The sequence below is a fragment of the Streptomyces sp. NPDC041796 genome (genome assembly GCF_055590785.1).
The window spans coordinates 424519-449988 of sequence record NZ_JBVJAH010000006.1; the positions used below are offsets into that span (position 1 = coordinate 424519).

Below are 25470 nucleotides of genomic sequence, written 5' to 3' on the forward strand. Positions count from 1 at the left end.
GTGCTCATGACGTTTTCGGCGTGGCCCGCCGGGACGCTGGAGACATGACCGAGACCCTTCGCGCTCCCGAACGGACCACCACGAAACGCCTCGCCCTCCTCGACGTCCTGCGCGGGGTGGCGATCCTCGGGACGCTGATGACGAACGTGTGGGTGTTCACGGGGCCGGGGGCGGAGTGGGGTGTTCTCCAGGGCGCCCTGCCGGAGCCGTCGTTCGGGACGTTCCCGGACGCCGCCGAGAGTGCGTTCCGGCTGCTGGCGGACGGGAAGTTCCTGTCGATGCTGACGATCCTGTTCGGCGTCGGGCTGGCGATCCAGTACGGCTCGGCGGCCCGGCGCGGGCAGCCGTGGCCGGGGCGGTACCGGTGGCGGGCGCTGTTCCTGTTCGCGGAGGGGACCGTGCACTTCGTGCTGGTCTTCGCGTGGGACGTCCTGATGGGGTACGCGGTGACCGCGCTGCTGGTGGCCTGGCTGCTGACCCGCGCGGAACGGGCGTGGCGGCGGGTGATGTGGTGGGCGGCCGGGCTGCACCTGACGGTGATCGGGCTGCTGACGGCGGTGTTGGTGTCGGACTCCTCGCCGGGCGGCGGTGTCTCGCGGGAGGTCGTCGACCTGTACGCGCACGGGAGCTGGACGGACCAGATCGCCTTCCGTCTCCAGAACGCGATCGCGCTGCGCATGGAGCCGGTCCTGACGTTCTGCCTGCTCCTGTTCCTCTTCCTGCTGGGCGTACGGCTCTTCCGGGCGGGCGCCTTCGGGACGGACGGGACGGCGCGGCGGATCCGGGGGCGGATGCTGGCGTGGGGGCTGGGGCTGGGCGTTCCCCTGAACGTGGCGGTGGCGCTGGGCGGTTCGGACTTCTTCCTGCTGGGGCGGTACGGGGCGGCTCCGTTGATGGCGGTCGGGTACATGGGGCTGATCGGGGCGGTCGTGGACCGCGTCCGGCGGCCGGGCCCGCTGATGGACGGGCTGACGTCCGTGGGGCGGATGGCGCTGTCGGGGTACGTGGCCCAGAACGTGATCTGCATGCTCGTCGCGTACGGCATCGGCCTGGGCCTGGCGTCGGGGCTCGGTGGGGCATGGCGCCCGTGGTGGGTGATGGGACTGTGGGCGGTGGTGTCGGTGGTGCTGCTGGTGGGTTCCACGCTGTGGCTGCGCCGCTTCCCGGCCGGCCCGCTGGAGTCCGTACAGAAATGGGCGCTGCGGCGGTAGTCAGCCCAGGGTGCGTACGGCGTCGATGATCAGGTCCCAGAAGGCCGGGGCGTCGACGCCGGTGCCGACGCGGGCGTTGGCGGGTCGGCCGGTGACGCCGTCGAGGTCGACGACCGTGGCGCCGCGCGTGTGGGTGCCGGTCAGTTCCACGGCGACCGGGGCGCGGACCGTGGTGACGAGGTCCGGGTCGATGAGGTGGGCGACGGTCAGCGGGTCGTGCAGGGGCGGTGCGGCGAAGCCGAAGACCTCGCGGTAGGTGGTGCCGAAGTACGTCAGCAGCTCCACGCACAGCCGTGACAGGGGCGTGCCGAGCGCCTCCAGGCGGGTGAGGACGTCGGGGGCGGCCGGGACCTGGTGGCTGACGTTCAGGCCGATCATGGTCACGTCCAGGCCGCTGGAGAACACGATGTCGGCGGCCTCCGGGTCGGCGGCGATGTTGAACTCGGCGGCCGGGGTGCGGTTCCCGCGCCCGGTGGAGCCGCCCATCAGCACGATCCGCTCGACCCGGTCGGCGGCCAGGTCCGGGTGGGCGAGCAGGAACGCGGCGATGTTGCTGAGCGGCCCGGTCGGGACGAGCGTCACGGGGTCGGGGTGGGCGAGCAGCGTCTCGCGGAGCAGCGTGATCGCGTCGCGCGGGTCGAGCGGGACGGTCGGCTCACCGAACCCGGGCCCGTCGAGGCCGGACTCGCCGTGGATGTTCCCGGCCACGATCCCGGTCCCGTGCAACGGCCGCGCCAGACCCGCGGCGACGGGCACGCCCCCGATCCCCGCGACCGTGCACACACGGCGGGCGTTGAGCGCCGTCCTGTCGACGGTGGCGTTACCGGCGACGGTGGTGATCGCGAGGAGCTCGATGGCGGGGTGGGCGGCGGCCAGCAGGATGTTGAAGGCGTCGTCGTGCCCGGGGTCGCAGTCCAGGATCACGGGGATGGGTGTCATGAAGGCAGTGTGACAAGGGCGGCCGTGCCTCACCGCTCGTCGCGCCGGCGGAACAGCCACAGCGTGGCCGCCGCCAGGCAGGCCGAGCCGACGAAGGTGACGGGCAGGACGAGGCCGCCTCCGTCGTCGTCCGTCGTGGCGGCGGCCACCGGGGCCGCGGAGGGAGCCGCGCGCGGGGGCGTGTGCGGCACGGTGCGCGGGAACTGCGGCGCGGCGGCGGCGCGGACCGGCAGGGCGGCGCGCGGCGGCAGCAGGGAGCCCACCGGCCGCGCGTGGGGCGCCGCGGCGAACCCCCAGTCGAGCAGGTCGCGGGCCTCCTCGTAGACGGCGTACGCGCCGCCCCGGCGGGGGTTCATCACCGAGACGACCAGCGTGCGCGGGCCCTTGCGGGCGGCGGCGATCAGGGTGTGGCCGGCGTGGGTGGTGTATCCGTTCTTGATGCCGAGGATGCCCGGGTAGCGCTTCACGCCGTCGGCCCCGGTGAGCAGCCGGTTGGTGTTGCGGATGCCGTACGACCAGCGCCCGGCCGGGAACTTGGCGTAGGCCGTGGCGGCGTACCGGGCGAAGTCCGGGTTCCGCAGGCCCGCGCGGCCGAAGACCGCGAGGTCGTACGCGGACGACACCTGGCCGGGCGCGTCGTACCCGTCGGGGGACACCACCCGGGTGTCGTGGGCACCCAGCGCCCGGGCGGTGGCCTGCATCCTGCGGGTGGTGGTCTCCCAGCCGCCGCCCAGGCCGGCGAGGACGCGGACGGCGTCGTTGCCGGAGCTGAGGAAGACCCCCCGCCACAGGTCGGCGACCCGGTAGGTGACCTCCTCGCGGACGCCCACCAGGCTGCTGCCGTCGCCGATGCCCCGCAGCTCGTGCTCGCTCACCGTGTGCTGCCGGTCGGCCGGCAGGCCGGGCAGCGAGGCCAGCGCGAACAGCGTCTTCAGCGTGGAGGCGGGCGGCAGGCGCCGGTGGGCGTCGCGGGCGGCCAGGACGTCACCGGTGGCGGCGTCGGCGACCAGCCAGGAGCGGGCGGACAGCCGCGGCGGTGCCTTGACGCCCGGGGGGAGGCGCACCTGGGTGCCGGGGCGGTGCAGCAGCGCCGGGTCGACGCGCACGGTGGCGGGCGGCGGCACCGGCTCGACGGGGCGCGGGGCGGCGGCCGGGTCGGCAGGCACGGACGGCAGCAGCAGAAAGGCGGCGACCACGAGGGAACTGACGATCATTCAGCCACGGTAAGAACGGGACGGGCCGTCCGCAGGGTGATGTGCCGCCGACCGGAGTACCACGGGTCGCCCCGTCACTCGCATTACTCCCGTTTCCCGGGGCACCTGAGAGAGGGCCTCACGTCACCCATCCCTCTGGAGGAACGACATGAACGCGGTCCTGCGCGACAAGGTCTTCATGCGGCTTCTCTCGCCGGACGGCCACGAACTTCCCGTACTGGCCCACCTGACCTACGACGTCCGTGACCCGTACGCGGTCACGGTCGGTTTCACCCACGGCGGGTTCGTGTACGCCGAATGGCGCCTGGACCGCGACATGCTGCGGGACGGCATGGCCCACCCGGTCGGTGAGGGTGACGTACGGATGTGGCCGGTGCTCAACGGCACCCGCGAGGAGCTGCGCATCGAGCTGGCGCACGCCGCCGTGTTCACCGTGTGGATGCCGTCGCTGCGGCGCTTCCTTGAGCGGACCTACGAGGAGGTCCCGGCGGGCCGGGAACGCCTGGAGGACCTGGACGCGTTCCTGGCGGAGCTGCTGGCCGCCGGGTGACCGGCCGGCCGCGCTGGGCTCACATCAGCCAGGCCGCCGCGGCCGTCGCCGCGCCCAGCGACGCGCCCGCCACCGTCTGCGCCACCGTGTGGTAGCGCAGCGCCACCCGCGACCAGCAGACCGCGAGGGTCATCGCGCAGGCCGCCAGCCACCAGGGTGAGTGGACCACCGAGAGCAGCGCGACGACGGCGGAGGCGACGGCCGAGTCGACCGAGATCTTCCAGACGGTGTTGACGGCCAGCAGCCCCACCGTCATCACCCACAGCGCCAGCATCGCCACGAGGATTCCCGCCGGGGCGTGGCCGAGGATCATGACCGCCGAGCCCGTGCCGATGGAGCCGAGGATCACGAAGAAGATCGGCGCGCGCTTCGTACGGTCGACGACGTGCCGGTCGCCCCACGTGCCGCGCGCCCGTTCCCACTCGATGTACCCGGCCGGTACGAGCCCCGCGCACAGCGCGCCGAGGAGGCCCCACAGCAGGCCGGACCAGTGACCGGCCGCCGCCCAGCCGATGGCGGTCATGCCGACCAGCAGGACGTTGCGCGGCTGGAAGACGTCGGTGACCGTACGGGCGGTGCCGGAGGCGCGGGCGGAGGCGTGGGTGGAGGTGGTGGGGTCGGACGTGCTGGTCATGCGGTCCGCTCCAGGGGCGCCAGGAGGGCGCGCGCCCGCTCGCCGTCGGTCCTCCGGTACGCGGCGGCCACCCGTACCAGCCACGCCACCTCGTCGTCCTGGTCGGTGGCGTGCCTCTGCTCGACGGCGGCGGCCTTCCCGGCGGGCGCGCCGTCCGCCTTGGCGGCGAGGGCCGCCCTGATCCAGTACGCGTCGGCGAGCGGTCCGGGCCCGCCCGCGGCGGACGCGGCCGCGCCGACCAGAGTGTCGGGGACGTAGTGCCGCAGCTTCTCCACGGCGTCGGCGATGTCGGCGGCCCACCGGTCGACGCGCAGGTCGGCGGGGGTGTCGAAGCGGGTCAGCTCCCGTACGAGCGGCGCCGGCGGCTCGAAGGGCTGGTCCGGGAAGGCGGTCATCAACTCGCGCCACAGCGGATGCAGTCGGGTCTGTGCCCGCCACAGCCTGGCGCGCCGCCAGCCCGTGCTGCAGGCGGGGATGGACGCGCCCACCGCGAAGAGCGCGAACAGCACGACCTGTGCCAGCTCGGTGGCCTTGTCGAAGGTCCGGGCGAAGCCGTGGCCGGGGTGGTGGACGACGCTGAGCCACATGAACAGCGTCCGGCTGACGGTGTAGCCGACGCCGATGAACATGGCGACGGTCATCATGCCGAGCCCCACCCTGAGGTGCCGCAGCCGCGCGTTGCCGGTCGCCAGCGCCCACTGGTACGCGCAGACGGCGGACGCGGCGCCCAGGTACAGGTAGAACACGCTCATGTAGAGGGTGGCGCCCCACTGCCCGGCGTGGTCGGAGACGAACCGGTCGGAGGGGACGGACCGGTCGACGACCGTGAAGAACAGCACGGTCAGCAGGACCAGCGTGGCGACGGACGCCTTCGCCGCCACGTGCTGGATCATCCGCGCGAACCGCACGTGCCGTGGCACGGCGCCGTCCTCCGGGTAGTGGCCGTAGATGGCGACGATGTAGCTGAGGATGGCCAGGATCGCGATGGTCGACGTGTAGTGCTTGATGAGGACGGCGAGGTCGACGACGGGGCTGGTGTTGAGCGCGGTGCGCACGGCCTCGGTCTTGGTCCACAGGGCCGCGGCGAACCCGGCGTAACAGCCCCACAGCGCCCGTCGGCGCCGGTCCTCCTCGTCGCCCCACAGGGCGGCCGGCATACGCCACAGGGCGACGGCAGTCATCAGGCCGGCTATGAGGTAGCCGGCGAGGTCGAGTGCGGTCACGGGGTTGTCCTCGGTCTCAGCGGTTACGTCGGAACAGGCCGCGCCGCCGGTGGGCGACGGGCCGCGACAGGGAATTGGCGAGTCGCCCCACCATGTCATCGCTGGTCACGTCCCGCGCCATCCGGGGTATCAGCGAAGCGCCGAACTCGGCGACCCGCTCGTCGTGCGTGTCGTACTGGGCACGGGCCTGGACGGTGGCGCCCGAGGCGAGCACGCGGGAGATCAGCGAGGTGTCGAACACGGGCAGCAGGCGGCGCAGTTGCTCGGCGTCCAGGGTCGTGCCGTGGTCGAACCACTCGTGGCACAGCTCGTGGAGGATGACGTGCTGCGTCTGGTAGGCCGTGGGGCGCCGGCGGTACAGGACGAAGCTGGTGGTGCCGGAGGTGAGGCGCAGCCCGCAGGCGGCGTTGACGCGCGCCAGCCGGTCGGGCAGTTCCCGCAGGACGATGGTGCGGCCCCGGGCGGCCTCCATGTTCGCCACCAGTCCCTCGATGGTGAAGGGCGCCGGGATGGGCAGGTCGGCCAGTCCGGCCTCGCACTCTCTCCGCAGCTCGCGCATGGACATGGACGCCTCTTGCCCTCGTGATGATCCGCGATTTTACCGGCCGTCCGGCTGCCCCCTGCCGGAGTCCTTCCGCTTGGTCTCCTCCAGGAGGGAGAGGGCGAACTCCAGCAGCTCCGCCGGAATCCCGTCCTCGTCGTTGCCCCGCGCGGCGACGCCGCTGATTTCCCCGGTTCGCCGTTTCGCGAGGAATTGCAGACCTGCGACGACATCGTCGACGACTTCCGATTCGTCCTTGAAGAACCGCCAGTCGACGCCGAAGCCCAGGCCGAGGGCCTTGAGGATGTCCTCGGAGGGGTGGGTGACCTTCCCGGCCAGGATGTTGGAGAAATAGCTGTGGGAGAGGGAGCCGCCGCGCTGTTTCACCAGATCGGCGAAGACCCGCCCGGAGACCTTCTGGCCCGGGAAGGTCTTCTCGACCATGTACTCGACCTTCTGCTGCAACGTCCGCAGTTCGGGCGTGCGCTCCTCGGGCGTGTGCTGCTCGCCGTTGCGCTCTTCGCCGTTGTCCATCGGAGTCCCCACGTTGCGCGATGTTCGAGTTCGGTCAACGGGCTCGTACTGTAACCGACACAGAACGTTGGCGTCTTTGCATCAGCGACAAAGTGGAGCATCCCTCTCTCGCTTCAGAAGCAGACTTGCGCAACCACTCTACGTCACTGTTAACTCGAAAAAACACGGGCAGGGGGCCACGAGGGGAGTCCCTTGCCCGTGTATGTCCGCCTGGAACGAGCCCGGACAGAGATGTAGCCCATCGCGACGGGGGATGCACGATGGGCTACGTTTCGCATTATGACACCTCGTCAAGCATCCGGGTCCCCTCTTCGCCCGGATTTCCGCCGCTGTCCCGGCGGGTTTCGGCGAGCGCGCCGACGAAACGCTCGCTAGCGTGAAAAACGGGGCCACACACCGGGAAAAGGGACGGAATCATGGCGGTGCAATCCGAAGGCGCGCCGTGCTGGGCGGACGCGATGTTCGCGGACGTCGAGGGCGCCAAGAGCTTCTACGGCGATGTGCTGGGCTGGACTTTCGGTGAGGCGGCGACCGAGTTCGGCAACTACACGGAGGCGTACTCCGACGGAAAGGCCGTGGCCGCCGTCGTCCCGCCGATGCCCGGAGCGGAAGGGCAATCCGCCTGGTGCCTGTACCTGGCCTCACCGGACGCGGCGGCCACCGCGGAGAAGATCCGTGACCATGGCGGCGAGATCCTGATGGAGCCGATGCGGGTCAGTGATTTCGGCACCATGGTGCTGGCCCGTGACCCGGGCGGTGTGGTCTTCGGTGTGTGGCAGGCCGGCACCCATGAGGGCTTCCAGGCCATGGGGACCCCCGGCGCCTACTGCTGGGCGGAGGTCTACACGCGGGAACCGCGGAAGTCCGACGACTTCTTCCCCGCCGTGTTCCCCTACCGCGCGCAGAAGATGGACACGCACGACATGGACTTCCGCGTCTACAACGTCGGCGACAGCCCGGCTCTCGGCCGGATGGAGATGGACGACACCTTCCCGGCGGAGGTCCCGCCCCACATCAACGTCTACTTCGCCGTACCCGACTGCGACGCGGCCGTCGCGAAGGCCACCGAACGCGGCGGCATCCTGCGCTTCGGCCCCATGGGCAGTCCCTTCGGCCGCTTCGCCGTCCTGACCGACCCGCAGGGCGCGATCTTCTCGGTCATCGACGTCAACACCACCGAGGGTGAGATGCCCGCGATGTCCGACGTGTAGCGGTCCGGCGCACGGCGAGGCGTCCGGGCGCTCAGTTCCCGCCGTCCCCGCCCAGGGTGCTGGGCGTCACCGCGATCTCCACCCGGGGCGTGTCCGTCGAGGTGGAGTCGGGCGAGAACACCGCCATCCCGATCAGTACGGCGGCGAAGAAGGCCACACTCCCGGCGATCAGGCTCGCGACCCGTGGCCGCCGGCTGACGAACTGCCGGGCGCTGCCCACACCGCTCCGCGAGGGCACGGCGCGCCGGCCCCGGCCACCCTGCCGCGGCACGTTCGGCAGCATGTACGTGGTCCCGGCACCGCTCTCCGGCGCCCCCGGCTGGGGTGCCGACCCCGGCAGGGGGGCCGCCGTCGGCAGTGGGCCACCCGGGCGGGCGGGCGCCGCCACGGGCGCGGCCCGCATCGGCGCCGGGGCGGCCGCGTGCGCGGCGGCCGGCGCCGGGTTCGGATGCGGGAGCGACTGGGCCCGCCCCTGCCAGGCACCCGAGGCGAACCAGTCGGCGACGTCCTGCGCCGTGGGCCGCTCCTCCGGCTGCTTGGCCAGCATCCCCAGCAGGTAGTTCTCGAACGCGGGCGGCACGTCCACCCCCATCCGCAGCGGCGGCACCGGCGCGGTGTCGATGTGCTGGTACAGGATCGCCGTCGCGGTGTCGGCGTGGAACGGCGGTCGCCCGGTGAGCAGTTGGTAGAGCACACAGCCCAGCGAGTACACGTCCGACGCCGGACCGGCCGGCTGCCCCAGCGCCCGCTCGGGGGCCAGGTAGAGGCTGGTGCCGACGATCTGCCCCGCCTGGGTCAGCGCGGCGGCCGGGTCGTCGACGAACCGGGCGATCCCGAAGTCCCCGAGCTTGACCGTCCCATCCGCGTCCGACATCAGGTTGCCGGGCTTGATGTCCCGGTGCACGATTCCCTGCCGGTGCGCCGACGCCAGCCCCGCCGCGGTCTGCGCGGCGACGGCGGCCACCCGAGGCGCCGTCAGGGAACCGGCGGCCGCCAGCTCCTGCGCCAGGCTGCGGCCCTCCACCAGCTCCATGACCAGGTAGAAACGGCCCTCCCAGGCCCCGAAGTCGAACACGGCCACCACATGCGGATGGCTCAGCCGGGCCGCCGTCTGGCCCTCCAGCCGGAACCGGGCCGCCGTCTGCGCGTCGGAGTCGTCCCCGAGCAGAAGCTTCATGGCCACCGGCCGGCCCAGCACCTCGTCCGTCGCGCGCCAGACCTCCCCCATCGCGCCACGGCCGATGGGCGACTCCAACCGGTACCGATCCGCCACCAGCACCCTGTGCACCTGCCTGATTCCGATCGATCCGCCACCCCACCCGACGCCTGCGGAACAACTGCACCGTACGGATGAGGTGATGGGAGAGTCCGCGACGGGCTCAGGGTACCTACCGCCGGCAGCACCCACTGCGCCACCATCGGTGTACAGCACCGCGATCGACCCACGTCCCGCCCGACGACACCACCCGGAGTCCCCGTGCCCCACCAGCAGTCGAAGCCCTTCCTCTACGTCGTCGTCTGCGCGGCCGGGATCGCCGGCGACGTCGGCACGCTCATCACCGCCGCCCAGGAACGGCAGTGGGACGTCGGTGTCGTCGCCACCCCCCTGGCCCTCAACTTCCTCGACACCGCCGCCATCGAGAAGCAGACCGGGTACCCCATACGCTCCGCCTGGCGCCGCCCGGGAGACCCCCGCCCGCTGCCCGACCCGGACGCCATCGCGGTCGCCCCCGCCACCTTCAACACCCTCAACAAGTGGGCCGCCGGCATGTCCGACACCCTCGCGCTGGGCATCCTCTGCGAGGCGTACGGCGCCGGCGTCCCCACCGCCGCACTGCCGTGCCTCAGCACCACCCAGGCCGCCCACCCCGCCTACCGGCGCAGCCTGGACGCGCTGCGGGAGATGGGCGTCCGCATCGGCACCCAGGACCCGGACTACATCAAGGCCGGCGGCTTCCGCTGGGAAGAAGCCCTGGAACTGCTGAACATCCCGGGCACGCAAGGGCTTTGAGCCATACCCTGAAGCGGGGAGGTACGGATGAGGGCGCTCGTGGTCGGGGTGGAGTCCTACGAGGCGGGATCGGCATGGGACCTGGACGGGCCGGTGCGCGACGCGCTCGGCCACGTCCACTGGCTGCGCGAACTGGGACTGGCCGACCGGGACATCACCCTGCTGCTGTCCCCGCTCGCCCGCAACCGGGACCTCGCCGACAGCGTCGGCCTGACCCACCGCCCGGCCGACCGGGACACCGTCCACCGAGTGCTGACGAGGGAACTGGCCGACGAACACAGCGACTGGCTGTGCGTCGCCTGGTCCGGCCACGGTCTCGTCGACGCCGACCGCAACCGCAGGCTGCTGTTCGCCGACGCGGTCCAGCGCGACCTGCGCTGCCTGGACGTCGAGGCCGCCCTCGCCCTCTACCGTTCCGACGGCGCCCCCGGCCACCCTCGCCAGCTCTGGCTCCTCGACGCCTGCCAGACCCACGCCGACGCGGCGGCGACCGCCGGGACGCTCCGCCCCGACCCGCTGCCCCGCGCGCCCCTCCGCCAACAGGCCGACCAGCACGTGCTGTTCGCCTGCGGCCCCGGCGAGACCACCCGCAACGGCATGCGCGCGGGCACCTTCAGCGTCGAGGCCCTCGCCCTGCTGCGCGACCACCCCGACTGGCGCGAGACCCCCCGGGCGCTCGCCCAGGCGCTGCGCGGCCGGTTCGGGAACACCACCTCGCTCTGGTTCGAGGGCGACGGCGAGGCCGTACGGACCCGTGGCGAACGCCCCGTGGTCCCGCCCCCGAGACGCCCGGCACCGCGCCGCAGACTGGAACTGGCCGACAAGCGCCGCCTCTACGACGCGCTCGCCGCGGTGGACGCGATGCGCCACCCCGACTCCCGGGACCTGATCATCAGCCTCCTCCCGGTCGACATGGCCGCCGACGTGGCCCGGCCGGGAGTGATGCGGCTGGAGATCCTGGGGCTCATCGACACGTGTGTGAACTTCCGGGACGGGCTGACCCGCCTGTGGGAGGCGGTGTCCCTGGTGGTGGCACCGGGCGCGACCGCGCTCGACGACCTCCTGGACGTGCTCCGGGACTATCCGGAATGGTTCACCGAGCCGGTCTCCAACGGCGGTTGACTCTCCGCTATTCGGCCACCGGCCCGGTGACGGGCCACAGGCTGTCCGGTAGCGCATGTTTCCAGCGGTGGGTGCTTAGGACATCATGTAAGGGCGGTGGATCGAACACCGCTCGGACACCGGGGGAGGTCTACGGCAGTGGAAAAGCCGGAAACCGCCATCATGTCGGACCTGCCCGACCTCACGGGCACCTCCCTGGAGGAGCTGCGTTCCCGGCCCGACGACAGCAGAGCGGTGGCCAAGGCCCGGCTGCTGGCGGACGCGGGGCGCACGGCGGGGAACGTGTCGCCCGGCAGCCAGGACGGCAAGAGGACCGCTTGATGCGCCGATGCGGCGGTGACACCGAGGGACGGTATGCGCCCTGACTCACCACTGCGTGAAGCGGAGTCACGGCATTCACTGACACCATCCCAATTCCACGAACTCGGCCGGGCCGAGGGAGGCACCGACGCCCTGACGGCGCTCACCCGGGCCGAGTTCAGTCACCGCCTGCTGTTGTTCGACCTGCTGATGGACACCCTCACCCCGCTGACCGGAGTGACCGGGCCCCTGCCCGCCGCCGAGCGCGCCTGGGACCTGCTGGCCGCCGCGCAGCGCCACGATCCGCCGGCCGTCGAGGAACTGCTCCTCCTGCCCGAGACGGGCCTGTGGATCAGCCGCCTGCTGTCACGGCTGCGTGCCCCCGCCCGTGACACCACCCCGCTGTGGGCCGAGACGGGCCACCTGCACACCCTGGCCGCCGTCGCCGCCACCCGCGCCCGGCTCCCCTTCTCGTTCCCCGTCCCCTCCCACCGGGGCACCGTCGCGCTGCCGACCCTGGGTCTGGCCAGGCTGCCGACGCCCCGCCGGTGCGGCACCGCCTGGGGCACGGCCGAGGTACGAGCGGCCGGCGGACGCGTGACCGTGACGGGCCGGTACGGGTGGCTGCACCTGCCCGCCCGCCCCGAGCGGCCCACGCCCCACTGGGCCCCGGTGCGCCGTGCGGCCCTCACGCCCGGCGGCCCGCGCCGGATCGTCGTCGACGACCTGGGCGCCCACCGCATCGCCCCACCGCCCCACGGGACCGCCGAACGGCTGACAGCGGCCGCGTTCGACGCCTGGTGCGACCTGTTGACCGAGGCGTACGACCTGCTGGTGGACCTCGACCCGCCGACCGCCCGGGCCGCCCGGCTCCTGCTGCGCTCCCTCCAGCCGATGACCGCCAGGGAGCCCTCCCGGGTCCGCAGCGTCACGGACGGGCACGCCGTCGGCGGCATGGCGTCGTCACCGCCCGACTCGGTGTCCCTGTGCGCCGCCACGCTCGCCCACGAACTCCAGCACAGCAAGCTCAGCGCGCTGATGCACGTGTGTCCGCTGTACGAGCCGGACGCGGCACGCGGCACGTACTACGCGCCCTGGCGCGACGACCCCCGGCCGCTGGGCGGGATGCTCCAGGGGGCGTACGCGTTCACCGCGGTGGCCCGGTTCTGGCAGGCGTACGCCACCCGGCGCCCGGGCGACGCGGGCGGTGCGGCCGCCCGTTTCGAGAGCGCGCTGTGGCTGGTCCAGCTCGCCCGGGTGGTCCCCGCGCTGGCCGCTGACCGGGCTCTCACCGACGCGGGCCGCCTCGCGTTACAGGACCTCCTCGGTGCCGTGCGGCGGTTGCGCGACGCGTGCGGCGACAGCCCCGAGGAACGACTGGCCGAGCGGATGGCCGCGGATCACCGGGCCTCATGGCGGCTGGCCCACGTACGTCCCTGTCGCGCGGACGTGATGGCGCTGGCGGACGCCTGGAGCACAGGCCGGAGCGAGGCGCCCCGGTTGCCGTCGCGACGGGAGCCCCTGCGGGACTCGGGGGCCCGGTGCCTCGACGCACGCGCCAGGCTCGTCCGCATGGGCCTGGCCGACCCGGCGGCCCTGGAGAAGCTGCTGGACCGCCCCGGCGACACGGCGCCGGGAGTGTTCGGGGCGTCGCGGGCGGACGTGCTGTGGGCGTGCGGTGAGGCCGCGGCCGCACGGCACCTCCACACCCGGGACGCCGCCGGCGGGGCCGGCGGGCCCGGCGCGTGGACCGGTCTCGGCCTGGCCCTGGCGGACCTCGGCACCGCCCCGGACGCGGTCACGGCCCTGACCGCGGTACCGGAACTGGTCGCGGCCGTCCACGCCGCCGCGACCCACCGCCCCGGCCCGCCACCGGACCCGGTGGCCCTGGCCCAGTGGCTGGGCCGGGGCGTCACCGGCCTTCCGTGATCAGATCGGCATCGGGTCGATGTCGCAGTTGGCCCGGCGCCAGGCCAGCATGTCCGCGCACGCCGGGTGGTTCTCGCCCAGCCTCGCCCGCACACCGTCGATCGCGGCCCGGTGCAGCTCCTCCGCCTCGCCCGTGCGCCCCAGCGCCCGCAGGTCGGCGGCCATGTTGCCGCGCAGCACGAGCACCGTGGGGTGGTCGTCACCGAGTGCGTCGACCAGCGACGGCAGCGACCTCTGGTCGAGTTCGAACGCACCGGCCGCGTCGCCCTGCGCGAACAGGTCGTTGGCCAGGTTGACCGTGCAGATGAGGGCGTGCGGGTGTGTGTCGCCGAGCTTCGCCCGGAAACGGGCGAGCGCCGACTCGTTGAGCTTGCGTGCCTGGTCCACCCGGTCCAGCAACCGCAGCGTGATCGCCTGGTTGGCGTCCGCGGCGGCGGTGTGGGGGTGGTCCTGGCCGAAAATTTCCGCGTACAGCGCCCGGGTCCGCTCGCCCAGCCTCAGCGCTTCCTCCAGCGACCGGTTCTGTCGCAGGTCGATCGAGAGGTTCAGCGACGCCTGGAGGGCGTCGGGGCTGCGCTCGCCGTACCGCTCGACCAGCGCGTTGCGCGCGTTGCGCGTGTTGGCCTCGGCGGCCGCGTGGTGGCCCGCCTTGCGCTGGGCGACGCCCAGCCGGGCGATCGCCTTCAGCGTGTTCGGGTGCATGTCGCCGAAGGTGTCGCGGTGGATGTCGATCGCTTCCTCGTACGCCTTCTCCGTCGCCGCGTACTCCCCGAGCTCCTGCTTGTCCAGGTGGAGGGACGCCTCGGAGCCGAGGGTGGTGGGCGCGTCGGCGCCGAACAGCTGCACCTTGATGCGCCAGCTCGCCCGGTCCAGCTCCAGTGCCCGTGCGTACAGCCCGTTGACGCGCAGTGTGACGCCCAGGTTGTGGGCGTGCAGCAGCGTCTCCGGGTCCTCGTCGCCGTACGCCCTCACCGCGCGCTCGTAGACCTCCTCGTCGAACTCCAGCGCGCCCCGGAAGTCGCCGCGGGCTCTGCGGTCGCCCGACACCTGGCCCTTGACGCGCAGATACTCCTCCTCCAGGTCGGGGCCCGCGGCCTCCAAGGTGGCCAGCATCCGTTCACCGAGCTCGGCGGCCTCCTTGTAACGGCCGTCCCGCCACAGCACGAAGCGCAGATGCCGCCCGAGGGCCAGGGTCTGCTGGTCGTCCTCGCCGAAGAGCCGGCACCAGTCGCGGTAGGTCTCCTGCGCGAACTCCAGGGCGGCCGCGTGGTCGCCCCAGTAGAAGAGGTACCGCGCGACGTTGTAGACCATCTGGCGTACGTTGCGGTGCGCCGACCGTGCCGCCTTCGAGGCGATGACGTGCGGGTACAGCTCGCCGAACCGCTGCCAGTTCTGCGGCGCCAGCGGGTCGTTGGGCGCGTTCGCCGCGAGCAGCAGGTGTGCGCCGTGGCGGAACCTCGTGCGCTGCTCCTCGGTCATGCGCGCCTCGAGCACCGCCTGCACCAGCCGGTGCATCTGGATGGAGTTCGTGCGGTGGTCGATCTTCGCCAGTGAGTACCGGCTGATCTCCCGGATGGCGCGGCTGAGCCGGATGGGGTCGGTGAAGACGCGGTCCAGTTCGGGGGCGATCGGCTCGGACACCGCGTTGGAGAAGAACTGCCGATTGACCGGCTCCGGGGCGAAGTAGGTGCAGAGTTCCAGGAGCTGGATGGCTCCGGCGTTCTTGCCCTCCACGTGGTCCAGGGACACGTTCCACGCGGTGGCGACCGTCTTCTCGTACTGGGTGGGCGGTGACACCGCCATCAGCTCGGCGCTTTTTTCCTCGAACACCCTCCGATATTCGGCGGGGGGCATTCCCGTTTCGGCGCGCCACGCCGACGCCTGCTCCACCGCGAGCGGCAGGTCACCGAGAATTTCCGCGAGCATGTCCGCGTCTTCGTCGGACAGATCGGGATTGCGCCGCCGAAGCAGCTGGATGCTCTCTGCTCGTTCGAACACATCGACTTCCAGCGGATGGGCCAAGGTGTTCCACTGAGGGTTGCGCGATGTCACGATGACGGAGCCTACCGGCCCGCCCTCGGGAGTGCTCGGGAAGTATTCCTGCACGGCGGCCGGACTTTCCGCGTTGTCGAACACCAGTAGCCAGCTGTTGTACGGGTTTCCGGTGCGGAGTGCTTCCAGTACGGCCGGTACGGCGGTAATGGCCTCGGTGCTGGCCGGGAGGTGGAGGCGCCGGGCCAATTCGACGAACGCCTGCTGGATTTGCGTGGTCCGTTCGGCGGGGATCCACCAGACGACCTGGTATTCGGACGCGTGCCGGTACACGTACTCGAGGGCCAGCTGCGACTTGCCGACGCCGCCCATTCCGTGCAGCGCGTGCGGGAGCACGGCGGTGGGGCCCCGGCGCAGCCCGTTCTCCAGCGCGACCAGCAGTTCTTCCCGGCCCGTGAACACGACGTTCCTGGGCGGCATGTTCCCCCAGACAGCGGGCATGGCCGGTCGCGCACCCCCTCCGGCCAAAGGCTGCTGGGCCGGGGTCTGTGCCGGGGCGGGGACCGTGCTCACTTGGGGGCCTCCAGACGGGGGAATGGGGTAGTCGCTGTCGTCGGGGAGTGTCTCATCGGCAGGAGTCGGTGAAACGCCGCTCTGGCCGTTCGGAGGTGTGTTTCCGATGTGTTCACCGAGGCGCCTGGCACGGCGCAGATGGGAACCGGAGATCGCCCGGAGAGCCGCGTGCTCGGCCTGCCGGAACCGGAGGTTCTCGGCCGTCGCCTCGACGGCCGCGAGGCTTTCCTCACGGAAGACGGGCGCGGTCGAATTCGCGCTGCTTTCCAGGTAGTCGAGGAGCTCGCGGGCCGCCTCGTTGTGCGGGGCGAGGAATTCGGCGGCTTTTCTCAGGGCGCTTTCGGTGGCCGTCCTGCTGCCGGCGGCGAGCAGTTCCTCCCGTACGCCCTCGACGAAGAGGTACGAATTGCCGTCGCAGCCCGGCAGGGGTTCCACCAGGGGGCTGATGACGAGTTCCGCCACATGGGCGTCCGTGGCGTACGGCATGGTCTGCCGCCGCACCTCCCGCATGGTGTCCAGGTCGAGCTGGACGGCGGCCAGCCGGGTGGCGAGGTCGAACGCCTGGAGGGAGGCGCGGTTGCGGAAGCGGGCCACCAGCTCGGCCGCCGTGGGGCGTCGCGAGGGGGGTGGTGCGGTGGGGGACGGGGGGCGGGAGCCGGTGAGGATCGCCGGGAGGTCCGCCCAGCGCGGGGTGGTTCCGGAGACGAACCGGGCCCACGGGTCGAGCCATTCGGGGCTCAGTTCCAGGACCGGTACGGCCACCACCCGGCCGGGGGCGTCCGGCAGCAGCGACGCGGCGAGCGGCTCGGCGGGCGTCCACCGGACCTGTCCGCCCGCCGACCCGACCCCCTGGGCGCGCAGCCGGACCCGTACCGGGAACAGTCCGGTTCCGGCCCAGAGCCGCTGCGGCAGCATCTGCACCACGGCGACCGGCTGGGATCTGCCCCACAGAGCCGCCAGGCGCTGGGCGGCGCCGGAACGCCAGGCGGGCGCGGCGCCGTCGGTCAGCAGGAGGACGATGCTCCGTCCGGTCGGGTCGACGAGGCCGCGCGGGGGCCGGGGGCGGCCGGCCGGTCCGGGGCCGCGCAGCACGGCCCGCTCGGGGCGGGCGGTGTCGAGGGTGAGGACCTCCACGTCACGCAGGCCGCCGTACGCGGTGAGGGCCGAGCGGAACCGGTCGACGGCGGGCCGCCACAGGGCCATGTGCGGGGCGCTGTCCACGACCAGGACCGCGCTCCACCGCCGTTCCGGTTCGGGGGCGAGCACGGGCGGCAGGTGCGGGGCGAGGGCGATCCGCTCGGCGGTGGCCGCCTCGTCGAGGGCGTGGGCGTGGGCGGAGTCGAGGTGGCCGCGCAGCGGGCGCAGTGCCCGCCCCAGGTCCCGTGGCCCGGGCGGACGGGTGAGCCGTACGGGTGGGGGCGCGGGCGTGAGGGCCCTGGCGGGCGCCGGGGACGGGGGTGCTTCGTCCGGCGGGGCCGGGCCGTCCGGGGCGGAGCTGTCCGGGGTGGTGGTGCCGGACGCGGGGGCGTCCTGGGTGGGGGCGTCCGGTGCGGAGCCGTCGGATGCCGGGCGCTCGGGTGTGTCGTCGGCGTCCGGGCGCGGGTGGGGCGGCTCGTCGGGGCCGACGGTGGCGGGGTCCTGCGGCAGTGCCGCGGCGCCGGCCGGTGGGCGTCCGGGCGCGTCGGTCTTGTGCTCCTCCGCCGCGTCCTGCCCGCCCGCCAGCCACGGGTGGTTGGCGGCCAGCCACACGGCGTCGGCGACCTCCCACGCGTACAGGCCGGTGACGGGCAGCCGGGAGTGGCCCGGCAGGTCTGCCGGGCCGTCCCGTCGGTGCCGCCCTTCAGCACCGCGGGCCGCCGAAGTGTCGCCGGTCACGCCGTATCCGCCCCTTCACCACCCAGAGGGTGCCAAATGGCGGCGAGGACCGATTGCCACTCACCGGCATCGCTTCCGTCCTGCCGGTAGAGGCCCGAGGTCGCCAAATGGGCGGCATTCAGCAACTGGTCGGCGGCCAGTCCGCCGACCCGCTCGCTGCGCCGGAGGAAATCCTGGATCAGTGCTTCCTGCGCCGGTCCGAGGCGGTCGCCGAAATGGCCGGCGACCAGCTCACCCAATGTCTCCGCGTCCGGGTCCGGAATGTCCAGCCGGAGGCAGCGGCGCATAAACGCCTCGGGGAACTCCCGTTCGCCGTTCGAGGTCATGACGACCACCGGGAACGTGTGCGCCCTGACGACTCCGTCCTCGATGACGGCGGTGCCACCGGGATCAGCCGTATGGACGGTCGCCGTCGGTTCCCCCTGCTTCACCCGGACGAGTGGCGGGATCTCGAACCAGGCGTCCTCGAAGAGGGTGAGCAGGTCGTTGGGGAGGTCCGCGTCGCACTTGTCGATCTCGTCGATGAGGACGACACGCGGCAGCCGGTACGGCAGCAGCCCGGTGCCCAGCGGTCCGAGCTGGACGTAGTTCCCGGTGCCCGGCCGGTCGTCGCTGCCGTCCCTGGCCGCCTGGGCTCGCCCGATGGCGTCGTACTCGTACAGGCCCGACGCGAGCGTCGTGCGGCTGGTCACCGGCCAGTGCAGGACCCGGCCGAGCCGCAGTTCGCGCGCGATCCGGTACGCCAGGCCCGACTTGCCGACGCCGGGCCGCCCGCTGATCAGCAGCGGTCTGCGCAGCAGCAGCGCGGCGTTGACCAGCCGGACCTCCTCGGGGCGAGGGGTGCGCGGCCGTCCGGGCGGGCCGAGGCGCCGGTCGGCTTCGTCGTCGTCGGGCGGCGGGGGCATGGTCGCCGGGGCGCGGAAGTCGCGCCACGGCGGGCCCACGGGCCAGGTCCGTTCCTCGTACGGTGTGTCCGGTAACAGCTCTCCGGTGCCCCGGTAGAGCGGCCCGCCATTGTGCGCCGCGTTCACTCGGTCCCCCCTACAAAGGTGGCGGGAGCGCTCTGCCCGCCCTCGAGAAGAAGCTCGGGGTCGTCCCAGATCATGCTCATGGACCGGATCGCTTCGACGTCCCTGTCGGTCACGGCGCTCACCCCGCCCGCGGCGGTGGTGGTGGCACGGACGGCGACGTCGGACTTCCACTGTTGCGCACGCTCGGGGAGCCCTGACAGTCCTTCATTGGCCAAGGTCTCTCGGATCATGCTGCGGAACACCTCCGACGCCGGGTCGTCGCGGTGATACACCACTATGGGTACCCCGAGGTCGAGGGCGAGACTCATCTCCCTCAAGCCCAGCTCGCTGTCGCGGTGCGGCGGCCTGCTGAGCACCATGCCCACCACGTCGTCGTCCCGCCCGATCTTGGCGTCCAGCAGGGCGAGGTGCTCGGTGTCGGTCAGGGTCTCCGGGTCGCACTCGTGCACCAGGCCGGGGCCCTCACCGGTCCGCCAGTGCGCCCAGCGGGCCCGCCAGGCGTTGTGGAAGGCGGGGCGCTGTACCCGCTCCAGGCTGTGCAGCAGGATCTCCCGGTAGCGGCTCAGCAGCGAGTTGGGGAACCCCAGGGTCGGATCGCGGTCCCACCACTCCACGGGTTCGTTGAGGAGCTCCGCCGGGAGGAACAGTTCCAGGGCGGCGTTCTCGGCGCGGGAGTGGCGTAGCTGAGTCATATGCGTCAGCAACTCTGCCACAGTGAACGGGAGTTGGGAGCGAGTCACGGACTCTCGCGGCTCGGTGTGGGGATCTCGGTGAAGGGCGTTCGAATCGGTGTACTTCACACAGGCGGAGACGTAGTACCGCTGGGTGCGCGCGGCGCGGCGCCTGCCGACCCCGCCCTGGGGCGTGTGGTCGGGCTCGACCTTCACGTAGATCCTGATCAGCGGTCTGACGGAGGCGGTGGAGCCGGCGGGCCGGCCGGGGCGCGGGTCGTGGGCGGGCCCGATGCCGTCGGTCGCGGGAGTGCCGCTGAGTCTCGTGCGCAGCGTCATCAGCGGTCCGGTCAGGTGCCACTGGCGGGCGAAGTGGTCGTTCCACGCCCGTAACTCGCCGATTCCCGCCGCGACTTCCGGGCAGAGGGCGGCGGTGTGCTCCAGGAACGCCATGGCGGGCATGAGGCCGCCGGGGTGGCTGTTGCGGTCGGCGAGGTGGACGAACGCCTCCCACGGGGTCGTGCAGTGCTCCGGCAGCGGTACGAGGCCGTCCGTGGCCCGGTCCACGAGACCGCCCAGCTCGGACACCGGGACCTCCAGCACGCGGCGCAGCGGCGCCCAGTCGGGGCCGGGGAAGGCGAGGCGGGCCTTCCACTCGGCCAGCAGCAGGGACAGGGCCGGTTCCAGGGTGGGTGTGACCAGGCAGGTGGCCGCGACGAGGCCGTCCATGCCGCCGTCGATCGTCGCGCAGTTGTTGACGACGCTGAGGAACTCCTGGCGCGGCACGGAGAAGCTGACCGCCGTCAGGCCCGGGATGTGCTGGTGCACCATCTGGCGCCACAGGTCCCTGCTGTTGTCGTTGATCAGCCGGACGGCCGGATCCTCCAGCGCGTCGACGAACGCGCCCAGGATCCGCAGCTGTACGGCGTCGAACCCTCCCGTGGCGGCCACGCGCGTTCCCCCTCGCACCGTGCCGTGTGATGCCTCTGCGTACTGGATGGCCCAGGCTAAGGGGTTTCCGGTTCAGCCGGGAAGCGCTGTGGACAACACCCGGTAGAACTGATCATTGGCCCAGTAGGAGCTGTGGGCGGCCGAGACCGGCTGGCCGTTGTCCACCTCCACGTCGGTGATCCTGGGGTCGTCGCCGAAGGCCCCGGCGGCGAGGTACGACAGCAGGTCGCGGCGGTCGTAGACGTTGAGCCAGCGGGGGAACGCCCCGGGGAGCCCACTGCCGTAGGGGCGGGAGGGCAGGGCGTCGAGCTCGTACAGCAGGGGTGCCTGGGAGCCGACCGTCACCAGCAGGTCGACGGACACGCCGGCGGGCGCATCGGCGAGCAGGTCCACGGCGATGATGCCGCCGAGACTGTGGCCGAGGACCACCACCGGACCGGCGTCGCCGGGCAGTGCGCGCAGCGTGTCGGCGACGTGGTCGCGGACGGCCTGGCCGCGTGCGAGGTAGGCGAGGACGTCGCCGAAGAATCCCACCGAGCGGCCGCTGAGCGCGGCCCGCCGGGACACCAGCATGCGGGAGCCGATGGAGCGCTCGAAGAGCCGGGCGGAGAACCCCAGCGCGGACACCAGCGCGTCGCCGAGGCCCTTGACGTCGCCGCCCAGTTCGGCGGTGACCGTGTCCACGAGGTCGTCGCGCGCCGCGACCGGTACGTCACCCGCCGGGCGGTCGGCGCGCACCAGCGCCCAGGCGGTCAGCGCGCGGGCGGTCAGCCGGGGCAGGGCGTCGCCCTCCGGGGCGGCCACGGCGGCGGCGCGGCGCAGCGGGGGTGCGGCGAGCAGGGCGGCGACGGCCCCGGTGAGGGGTACGTCCGGGACGGCGGCGTCCCACGCGGCGCGTACCGCCGCCGAGCCGGGCAGCCGGCCGATCAGGTCCAGCAGGGCGTCGCCGGGCGCGACCGCTCCGGGGACGAATGCGGGCGCCGTCCCGGATGGCCGGTCCGCCAGGGCGTAGACGCCCAGCTCGGCGAACGGGTCCGCGTACAGCATCGCCCACCGCAGCCGGTCCTCGTCGTCCTCCCGTACCGGAAGGGCGTCGTCGGTGACGTACCCGGGGATCGAGACGCCGCCCGCCCGCAGGTAGGAGCCCAGCGTGGAGCCCCAGTCGCACGGTTCGACCCGCACCTCGGGCCGCACGCGCGCGAGGCCGCCGCGAATGGCCTCCAGGGCGGCGGAGTACGACGGCTCGCGAACCCCCGTACCGTGCACGAACAGGACCGTGACCATGTGCCCCCCAAGTCGCTTGTCCACAAGCTCCGTTGGCGAGTTTAGGCGGCCGGGGTCTCAGAAGGGGGCGTACGCGTCACCGTCCGGCCCAGTGCTTCCGCCGCCCGCGCGAACACGGCGGCGTCCAGGACGGCCGCTCCGCCGGGGTCGTTGTTGAAGTACACGTACACGTCGGCCTCGTCCGGCCAGGCGTCCGCGATCCGGCCCGCCCAGGACGCCAGCGCCTGCCGCCCGTAGCGGGGCCAGGGCCGGGCGGCGCCGGCGTGGAACCGGACGTACCCCCAGGGCGCGGTGCGCCACAGCGGCGTCACCGGGCGGGAGCCCCGGTCGGCCCAGCACAGGGCGGCGCCGTACCGCTCCAGCACCGCCCGCAGCTCCCGCTCCGCCTCCCACCAGGACGGGTGGCGCAGCTCGACGGCCACCCGGACCGTGTCCGGGAAACAGCGCAGACAGGCGTCCAGGGCGCCGGTGTCCTCGCGGAAGTTCGGCGGGAGCTGCACCAGGACGGGCCCCAGCCGGTCGCCGAGGCCCTCCGCCCGGCCCATCAGCCGCTCCACCGGCTCCTCGGGGTCCCGCAGCCGCTTGATGTGGGTCAGGTAACGGCTGGCCTTCACCGCCATGACGAATCCCTCGGGGGTCCGGTCGTGCCAGGCGGTGAAGACCTCCCTGGTGGGCAGCCGGTAGAAGGCGTTGTTGTTCTCCACGGTCACGAAGTGGCGGACGTACTCCTCCAGCCACAGCCGCTGCGGCAGCCCGGCCGGGTAGAGCCCGCCACGCCAGTCCGCGTACTGCCACCCCGAGGTTCCGACAAGCATGGGCACATCACCCATGCTCCCCGCTGCCTACGGCTTCCACCACGCGGCGGACGGGTCGCGGAGGGTGTTCGTCCCGCAGTGCACCTCGCCCATGCCCAGGTGGTACGTGTACCAGTCGTCGATGTACGAGACCTTCAACCCGGCGCCCGTGTAGGCGGCGGTCACGGCGGCCGTGAAGACGTCCTTGCCGCCGATGACCGGCCCCCACTGGCGCGGGGCCAGGTACCGGTCGTTGCCCAGCAGGATGCCGTTGACGGCGCCGGGGACGTACGCGCTGGTCATGACGGTCCCGGGGCCGGCGGCCCGCCCGTCGCGGCGGGCCAGGTTCTTCTGCTGGCCGTACTCGCTGACCGCCTCCGGCACCTCACCGGCGCCCAGCCGCGACAGGCGCGGCATGCGGTCGCCGCGCTCGCCCACCTGCTCCGTGCCGCGCGTGTACAGCGCCGGTACGCGCACCACCTCGGCGTCCGTCACGCCCGTCTCGCGCTGGAGTACCGCCAGGTTGGCCTTGATCCGCTGGGCGGCCATGGTGTTGTCGGCGACGAGCCACTTGGAGGCGAGCGCCTGGTCGATGGTCTCCTTCGGGGCGAGCCGCTCCTGGGTGTCCGGCACGCTGAACATGCGGGTCTTGCCGTGCCCGGCCTTCTGCGCGTCCCGCAGCAGCTTCAGCCCGGCCTCGGGGTCGGCGATGCCGATCTTCCAGCCGCGCGGGGTGCCCGGGGCGGGCAGGAACTGCACGAACTCGTCCACATGGCCCACGTGCAGCCAGGAGGTGTCGAGGAACAGCGGGTCCTGGAAGCCCTGGGACGCCAGCATGGTCCGCATCGCCTGCGCCGGCCTGGAGCCGTCGTCCTTGCGCTCGCCCATGATGATGCGCCCGGCGGGGAAGGACCGGCCGCCGTGCGCGTACGGGGGAATGGTCTCCAGGTTCCCCATCGAGTTCAGGGTCCACTCCTCCGAGTCGCGGACCCCCGAGACCTGGACGACGCCGACGCCGTTGCCGCGTACCTTCTCGAAGAGTTCGCGGCCCGCCTCGCGGTCGGGCTGCGCCGAGCGCAGCATCACGCGGATGACCTGCCGCCGTCCGTCGGGGCCGGTCATGCTCACATAGCCCGGCTCGACGAAGTCCTGCGCCCAGATGTCCTGGTACTTGTCGAAGGTGAGGAGCGGCTGGGTGATCCCCGCCGACTTCACCTCCTTGGCCAGGCCGTTGACGAACGCCTGCTGGCCGCGCGCGAAGTCGTCCTTGCCGGGCACCTTGGTGACCAGGACCTGCTGGGCCTTCTGGAGGTGGTGGTGGGTCAGCAGCGGGGCGACGCGGAGCGTGATGTCGTCGGCGCTGCTCGGTCCGCCGGGCGTCGTCACGGTCAGCCGTATCACGGCCCGGCCGTCCCAGACCTTGCTGTCACGGACGATGTCGGTGCTCTCGACCGCGAACTCGATCCCTGCGCGCAGCTCGGCGGCGGTCAGGCGGGTCTTGCCGGTGACGTGGGCCCAGCCGGTGGCGCGTTTGACGAACACGCGGGTGTTCCTGCCTCCGGCCGGGACGCTGACGGAGCCGGTCGCCGTGGCGGGCAGCCCGGTCATCGGTACGGCGCGGACACGGGCCATGTCGGCGAGGTCGGCGCGGCCGTTGATGAGGGCGTCGGCCGCGTCGTTGCAGGCGGCGAGCTTGGCGTCGGGCAGCGGCTTGCCGCCGGGGCCCGCGGTGGGGCACCGCTTGGTGTCGTCGTCGATGTTGGGCAGGAACACCGCGCCCCGGCCCGGGGACCAGGTGTCCTCACCGGCGGTGTCCGTCGTACCGGTGAGGTCGACCCGCCCGTCCCGGTTCACATCCGCGCGGAGGTCGACGGGGGGCGGCGTCGGCGCGGCGAACACCGGTGACGTGGGCGCCAGTACGGCGCCGATCACGGTGAGGGCCAGAACCGCTCGTCTCGGCGTGCTCGTAACCACCATGCGTCCCTTCGTGGGGGATTGGGTTGCCGAGCTTGAAGAGGGCGTGGAGGGAGGTCCAGTTGCACGGAGGGCGAGATTGGCGGATTCGGTGTGGTGTGAGGGGCGGGTGCGCCAAGTGGGTCGTGCGGGGCGGGGTGCGCCGGGCCGGGGATGCCGGGTCGTGCGGGGTGGGGTGCGCCGGGCGGGGGATGCTGGAGCCCCCGCCACCGGAAGGACCCCGCCGCCGTGCTCGTCGCCCGCTCCGTCGCCCTGTTCGCCGTCGCCGCGCTCTTCGAGATCGGGGGCGCCTGGCTCGTATGGCAGGGCGTCCGCGAGCACCGGGGCTGGATCTGGATCGGCGCGGGCGTGATCGCGCTCGGCCTGTACGGGGTGGTCGCCACGTTCCAGAGCGACGAGAACTTCGGGCGCATCCTGGCCGCCTACGGCGGGGTGTTCGTCGCCGGTTCCATCGCCTGGGGCATGGTCGCCGACGGCTACCGGCCCGACCGTTTCGACGTCGTGGGCGCGCTCGTGTGCCTCGCCGGCATGGCCGTCATCATGTACGCGCCGCGCGGCGGCTGACGGCTCGGCCCGTCGTCGGGGTGTCCCGGGCCGGACGCGACCGTGTGGTCGACACGGGCCACGGGGAGCGGTCCTTCACCGTCCACACCCTGTGGACGGGCCGGCGTGTGCGGCGCGGGCCTGCTCGACGAGCCGGAGCCGTCCGGCGCGGAGAGGGGTGGCGGCTGCTGCGGCGCAGCCCGCCGTGCTCCACATCGGCGCCGGTCCGGGCGACGGCGTCCGGCGGCTGCTGACCGCCGAGCGCACCACGAAAGCGGGGGGGGGGAGGGGGGGGGGGGGGGGGGGGGGGCGCGTCTTCTCCTTTTGCACCACCCCCCCGCCCCGCTATGAGCGTGGTTAAAA

21 protein-coding genes are annotated in these 25470 nt (G+C 72.7%); 8 read left to right on the top strand and 13 right to left on the bottom strand.

Going from position 1 to position 25470, the window contains the following annotated elements:
• Nucleotides 1–44 precede the first annotated feature (44 nt).
• Entirely contained in the window at nt 45–1211 is a 1167-nt protein-coding gene (locus tag ACZ6C1_RS15095; protein ID WP_469241044.1) for a DUF418 domain-containing protein, read from the top strand.
• Here ACZ6C1_RS15095 and ACZ6C1_RS15100 read toward each other — a convergent pair whose 3' ends face one another.
• Together ACZ6C1_RS15100 and ACZ6C1_RS15105 are read right to left on the bottom strand one after the other, a co-directional pair.
• A complete protein-coding gene (locus tag ACZ6C1_RS15100) occupies nt 1212–2150 on the bottom strand; it encodes a nucleoside hydrolase (protein WP_469241046.1) in 939 nt (312 codons plus the stop codon).
• 29 nt (nt 2151–2179) lie between these two features.
• Nucleotides 2180–3364, bottom strand: coding sequence for a D-alanyl-D-alanine carboxypeptidase family protein (locus ACZ6C1_RS15105; RefSeq protein WP_469241047.1), 1185 nt, complete (start codon nt 3362–3364; stop codon nt 2180–2182).
• Between the two features lie 148 nt (nt 3365–3512).
• Between ACZ6C1_RS15105 and ACZ6C1_RS15110 the strand changes: the two genes are divergently transcribed.
• A complete protein-coding gene (locus tag ACZ6C1_RS15110) occupies nt 3513–3914 on the top strand; it encodes an SsgA family sporulation/cell division regulator (RefSeq protein ID WP_469241049.1) in 402 nt (133 codons plus the stop codon).
• A 19-nt stretch (nt 3915–3933) separates the two neighbouring features.
• On the opposite strand, the gene ACZ6C1_RS15115 is transcribed toward ACZ6C1_RS15110, so the two are convergent.
• From ACZ6C1_RS15115 to ACZ6C1_RS15130, 4 genes are read right to left on the bottom strand one after another with little or no spacing between them, the layout of a single operon-like run.
• Nucleotides 3934–4548, bottom strand: a complete 615-nt coding sequence (locus tag ACZ6C1_RS15115) for a hypothetical protein (protein ID WP_469241052.1) — start codon at nt 4546–4548, stop codon at nt 3934–3936.
• Entirely contained in the window at nt 4545–5771 is a 1227-nt protein-coding gene (locus ACZ6C1_RS15120) for an MAB_1171c family putative transporter (protein WP_469241054.1), read from the bottom strand. The genes ACZ6C1_RS15115 and ACZ6C1_RS15120 overlap by 4 nt, the downstream gene beginning before the upstream one ends.
• Nucleotides 5772–5787: 16 nt before the next feature.
• On the bottom strand, nt 5788–6336 hold the full coding sequence (locus ACZ6C1_RS15125) for a toxin (protein WP_469241055.1): 549 nt from the start codon (nt 6334–6336) through the stop codon (nt 5788–5790).
• A gap of 33 nt (nt 6337–6369) precedes the next feature.
• Complete coding sequence (locus ACZ6C1_RS15130) at nt 6370–6846, bottom strand: hypothetical protein (protein WP_469241057.1); 477 nt, start codon at nt 6844–6846, stop codon at nt 6370–6372.
• A gap of 416 nt (nt 6847–7262) precedes the next feature.
• On the opposite strand from ACZ6C1_RS15130, the gene ACZ6C1_RS15135 reads away from it, so the two are divergent.
• Nucleotides 7263–8057 (top strand): VOC family protein, encoded by a 795-nt coding sequence (locus tag ACZ6C1_RS15135; RefSeq protein WP_469241059.1) that lies wholly within the window; start codon nt 7263–7265, stop codon nt 8055–8057.
• 31 nt (nt 8058–8088) lie between these two features.
• Here the strand turns inward: ACZ6C1_RS15135 and ACZ6C1_RS15140 are convergent, their stop codons facing one another.
• Complete coding sequence (locus tag ACZ6C1_RS15140) at nt 8089–9336, bottom strand: serine/threonine-protein kinase (RefSeq protein ID WP_469241061.1); 1248 nt, start codon at nt 9334–9336, stop codon at nt 8089–8091.
• Between the two features lie 198 nt (nt 9337–9534).
• Between ACZ6C1_RS15140 and ACZ6C1_RS15145 the strand changes: the two genes are divergently transcribed.
• From ACZ6C1_RS15145 to ACZ6C1_RS15160, 4 genes are all read left to right on the top strand, one after another.
• Nucleotides 9535–10068 (top strand): flavoprotein, encoded by a 534-nt coding sequence (locus ACZ6C1_RS15145; RefSeq protein WP_469241063.1) that lies wholly within the window; start codon nt 9535–9537, stop codon nt 10066–10068.
• A 27-nt stretch (nt 10069–10095) separates the two neighbouring features.
• Complete coding sequence (locus tag ACZ6C1_RS15150) at nt 10096–11190, top strand: effector-associated domain 2-containing protein (protein WP_469241065.1); 1095 nt, start codon at nt 10096–10098, stop codon at nt 11188–11190.
• Between the two features lie 138 nt (nt 11191–11328).
• The gene (locus tag ACZ6C1_RS15155; RefSeq protein ID WP_469241067.1) at nt 11329–11511 is read left to right on the top strand and encodes a hypothetical protein; all 183 of its coding nucleotides are present in this window, start codon (nt 11329–11331) and stop codon (nt 11509–11511) included.
• 33 nt (nt 11512–11544) lie between these two features.
• Nucleotides 11545–13419, top strand: a complete 1875-nt coding sequence (locus ACZ6C1_RS15160; RefSeq protein WP_469241069.1) for an HEXXH motif domain-containing protein — start codon at nt 11545–11547, stop codon at nt 13417–13419.
• On the opposite strand, the gene fxsT is transcribed toward ACZ6C1_RS15160, so the two are convergent.
• The 6 genes from fxsT to ACZ6C1_RS15190 all read right to left on the bottom strand — a co-directional run bounded on the left by fxsT (nt 13420) and on the right by ACZ6C1_RS15190 (nt 24567).
• Nucleotides 13420–17859 (bottom strand): FxSxx-COOH system tetratricopeptide repeat protein, encoded by a 4440-nt coding sequence (gene fxsT / locus ACZ6C1_RS15165; RefSeq protein WP_469241071.1) that lies wholly within the window; start codon nt 17857–17859, stop codon nt 13420–13422.
• A complete protein-coding gene (locus ACZ6C1_RS15170) occupies nt 17856–18890 on the bottom strand; it encodes an AAA family ATPase (protein ID WP_469241073.1) in 1035 nt (344 codons plus the stop codon). Before ACZ6C1_RS15170 ends, fxsT begins: the two co-directional genes overlap by 4 nt.
• Nucleotides 18887–20512, bottom strand: a complete 1626-nt coding sequence (locus ACZ6C1_RS15175) for a VMAP-C domain-containing protein (RefSeq protein WP_469241075.1) — start codon at nt 20510–20512, stop codon at nt 18887–18889. Before ACZ6C1_RS15175 ends, ACZ6C1_RS15170 begins: the two co-directional genes overlap by 4 nt.
• A 72-nt stretch (nt 20513–20584) precedes the next feature.
• A complete protein-coding gene (locus ACZ6C1_RS15180; RefSeq protein WP_469241077.1) occupies nt 20585–21796 on the bottom strand; it encodes an alpha/beta fold hydrolase in 1212 nt (403 codons plus the stop codon).
• Nucleotides 21797–21837: 41 nt separating this feature from the next.
• Nucleotides 21838–22617 carry a DUF72 domain-containing protein gene (locus ACZ6C1_RS15185; RefSeq protein WP_469241079.1) on the bottom strand — a complete coding sequence of 260 codons (780 nt, stop codon included), beginning with the start codon at nt 22615–22617 and terminating at the stop codon, nt 21838–21840.
• 21 nt (nt 22618–22638) lie between these two features.
• A complete protein-coding gene (locus ACZ6C1_RS15190; RefSeq protein WP_469241081.1) occupies nt 22639–24567 on the bottom strand; it encodes a protein-arginine deiminase domain-containing protein in 1929 nt (642 codons plus the stop codon).
• Nucleotides 24568–24792: 225 nt separating this feature from the next.
• Between ACZ6C1_RS15190 and ACZ6C1_RS15195 the strand changes: the two genes are divergently transcribed.
• Entirely contained in the window at nt 24793–25128 is a 336-nt protein-coding gene (locus ACZ6C1_RS15195; RefSeq protein ID WP_469241083.1) for a YnfA family protein, read from the top strand.
• The last annotated feature ends 342 nt before the right edge of the window (nt 25129–25470 follow it).

What these genes read in the sequence shown, in the direction of transcription:
- ACZ6C1_RS15095 (WP_469241044.1), top strand. Translation starts at nt 45, where the DNA reads ATGACCGAGACCCTTCGCGCTCCCGAACGGACCACCACGAAACGCCTC.
- ACZ6C1_RS15130 (WP_469241057.1), bottom strand. Translation starts at nt 6,846, where the DNA reads ATGGACAACGGCGAAGAGCGCAACGGCGAGCAGCACACGCCCGAGGAG.
- ACZ6C1_RS15150 (WP_469241065.1), top strand. Translation starts at nt 10,096, where the DNA reads ATGAGGGCGCTCGTGGTCGGGGTGGAGTCCTACGAGGCGGGATCGGCA.
- ACZ6C1_RS15125 (WP_469241055.1), bottom strand. Translation starts at nt 6,336, where the DNA reads ATGTCCATGCGCGAGCTGCGGAGAGAGTGCGAGGCCGGACTGGCCGAC.
- ACZ6C1_RS15115 (WP_469241052.1), bottom strand. Translation starts at nt 4,548, where the DNA reads ATGACCAGCACGTCCGACCCCACCACCTCCACCCACGCCTCCGCCCGC.
- ACZ6C1_RS15180 (WP_469241077.1), bottom strand. Translation starts at nt 21,796, where the DNA reads ATGGTCACGGTCCTGTTCGTGCACGGTACGGGGGTTCGCGAGCCGTCG.
- ACZ6C1_RS15135 (WP_469241059.1), top strand. Translation starts at nt 7,263, where the DNA reads ATGGCGGTGCAATCCGAAGGCGCGCCGTGCTGGGCGGACGCGATGTTC.
- ACZ6C1_RS15105 (WP_469241047.1), bottom strand. Translation starts at nt 3,364, where the DNA reads ATGATCGTCAGTTCCCTCGTGGTCGCCGCCTTTCTGCTGCTGCCGTCC.
- ACZ6C1_RS15190 (WP_469241081.1), bottom strand. Translation starts at nt 24,567, where the DNA reads ATGGTGGTTACGAGCACGCCGAGACGAGCGGTTCTGGCCCTCACCGTG.
- ACZ6C1_RS15100 (WP_469241046.1), bottom strand. Translation starts at nt 2,150, where the DNA reads ATGACACCCATCCCCGTGATCCTGGACTGCGACCCCGGGCACGACGAC.
- ACZ6C1_RS15110 (WP_469241049.1), top strand. Translation starts at nt 3,513, where the DNA reads ATGAACGCGGTCCTGCGCGACAAGGTCTTCATGCGGCTTCTCTCGCCG.
- ACZ6C1_RS15160 (WP_469241069.1), top strand. Translation starts at nt 11,545, where the DNA reads ATGCGCCCTGACTCACCACTGCGTGAAGCGGAGTCACGGCATTCACTG.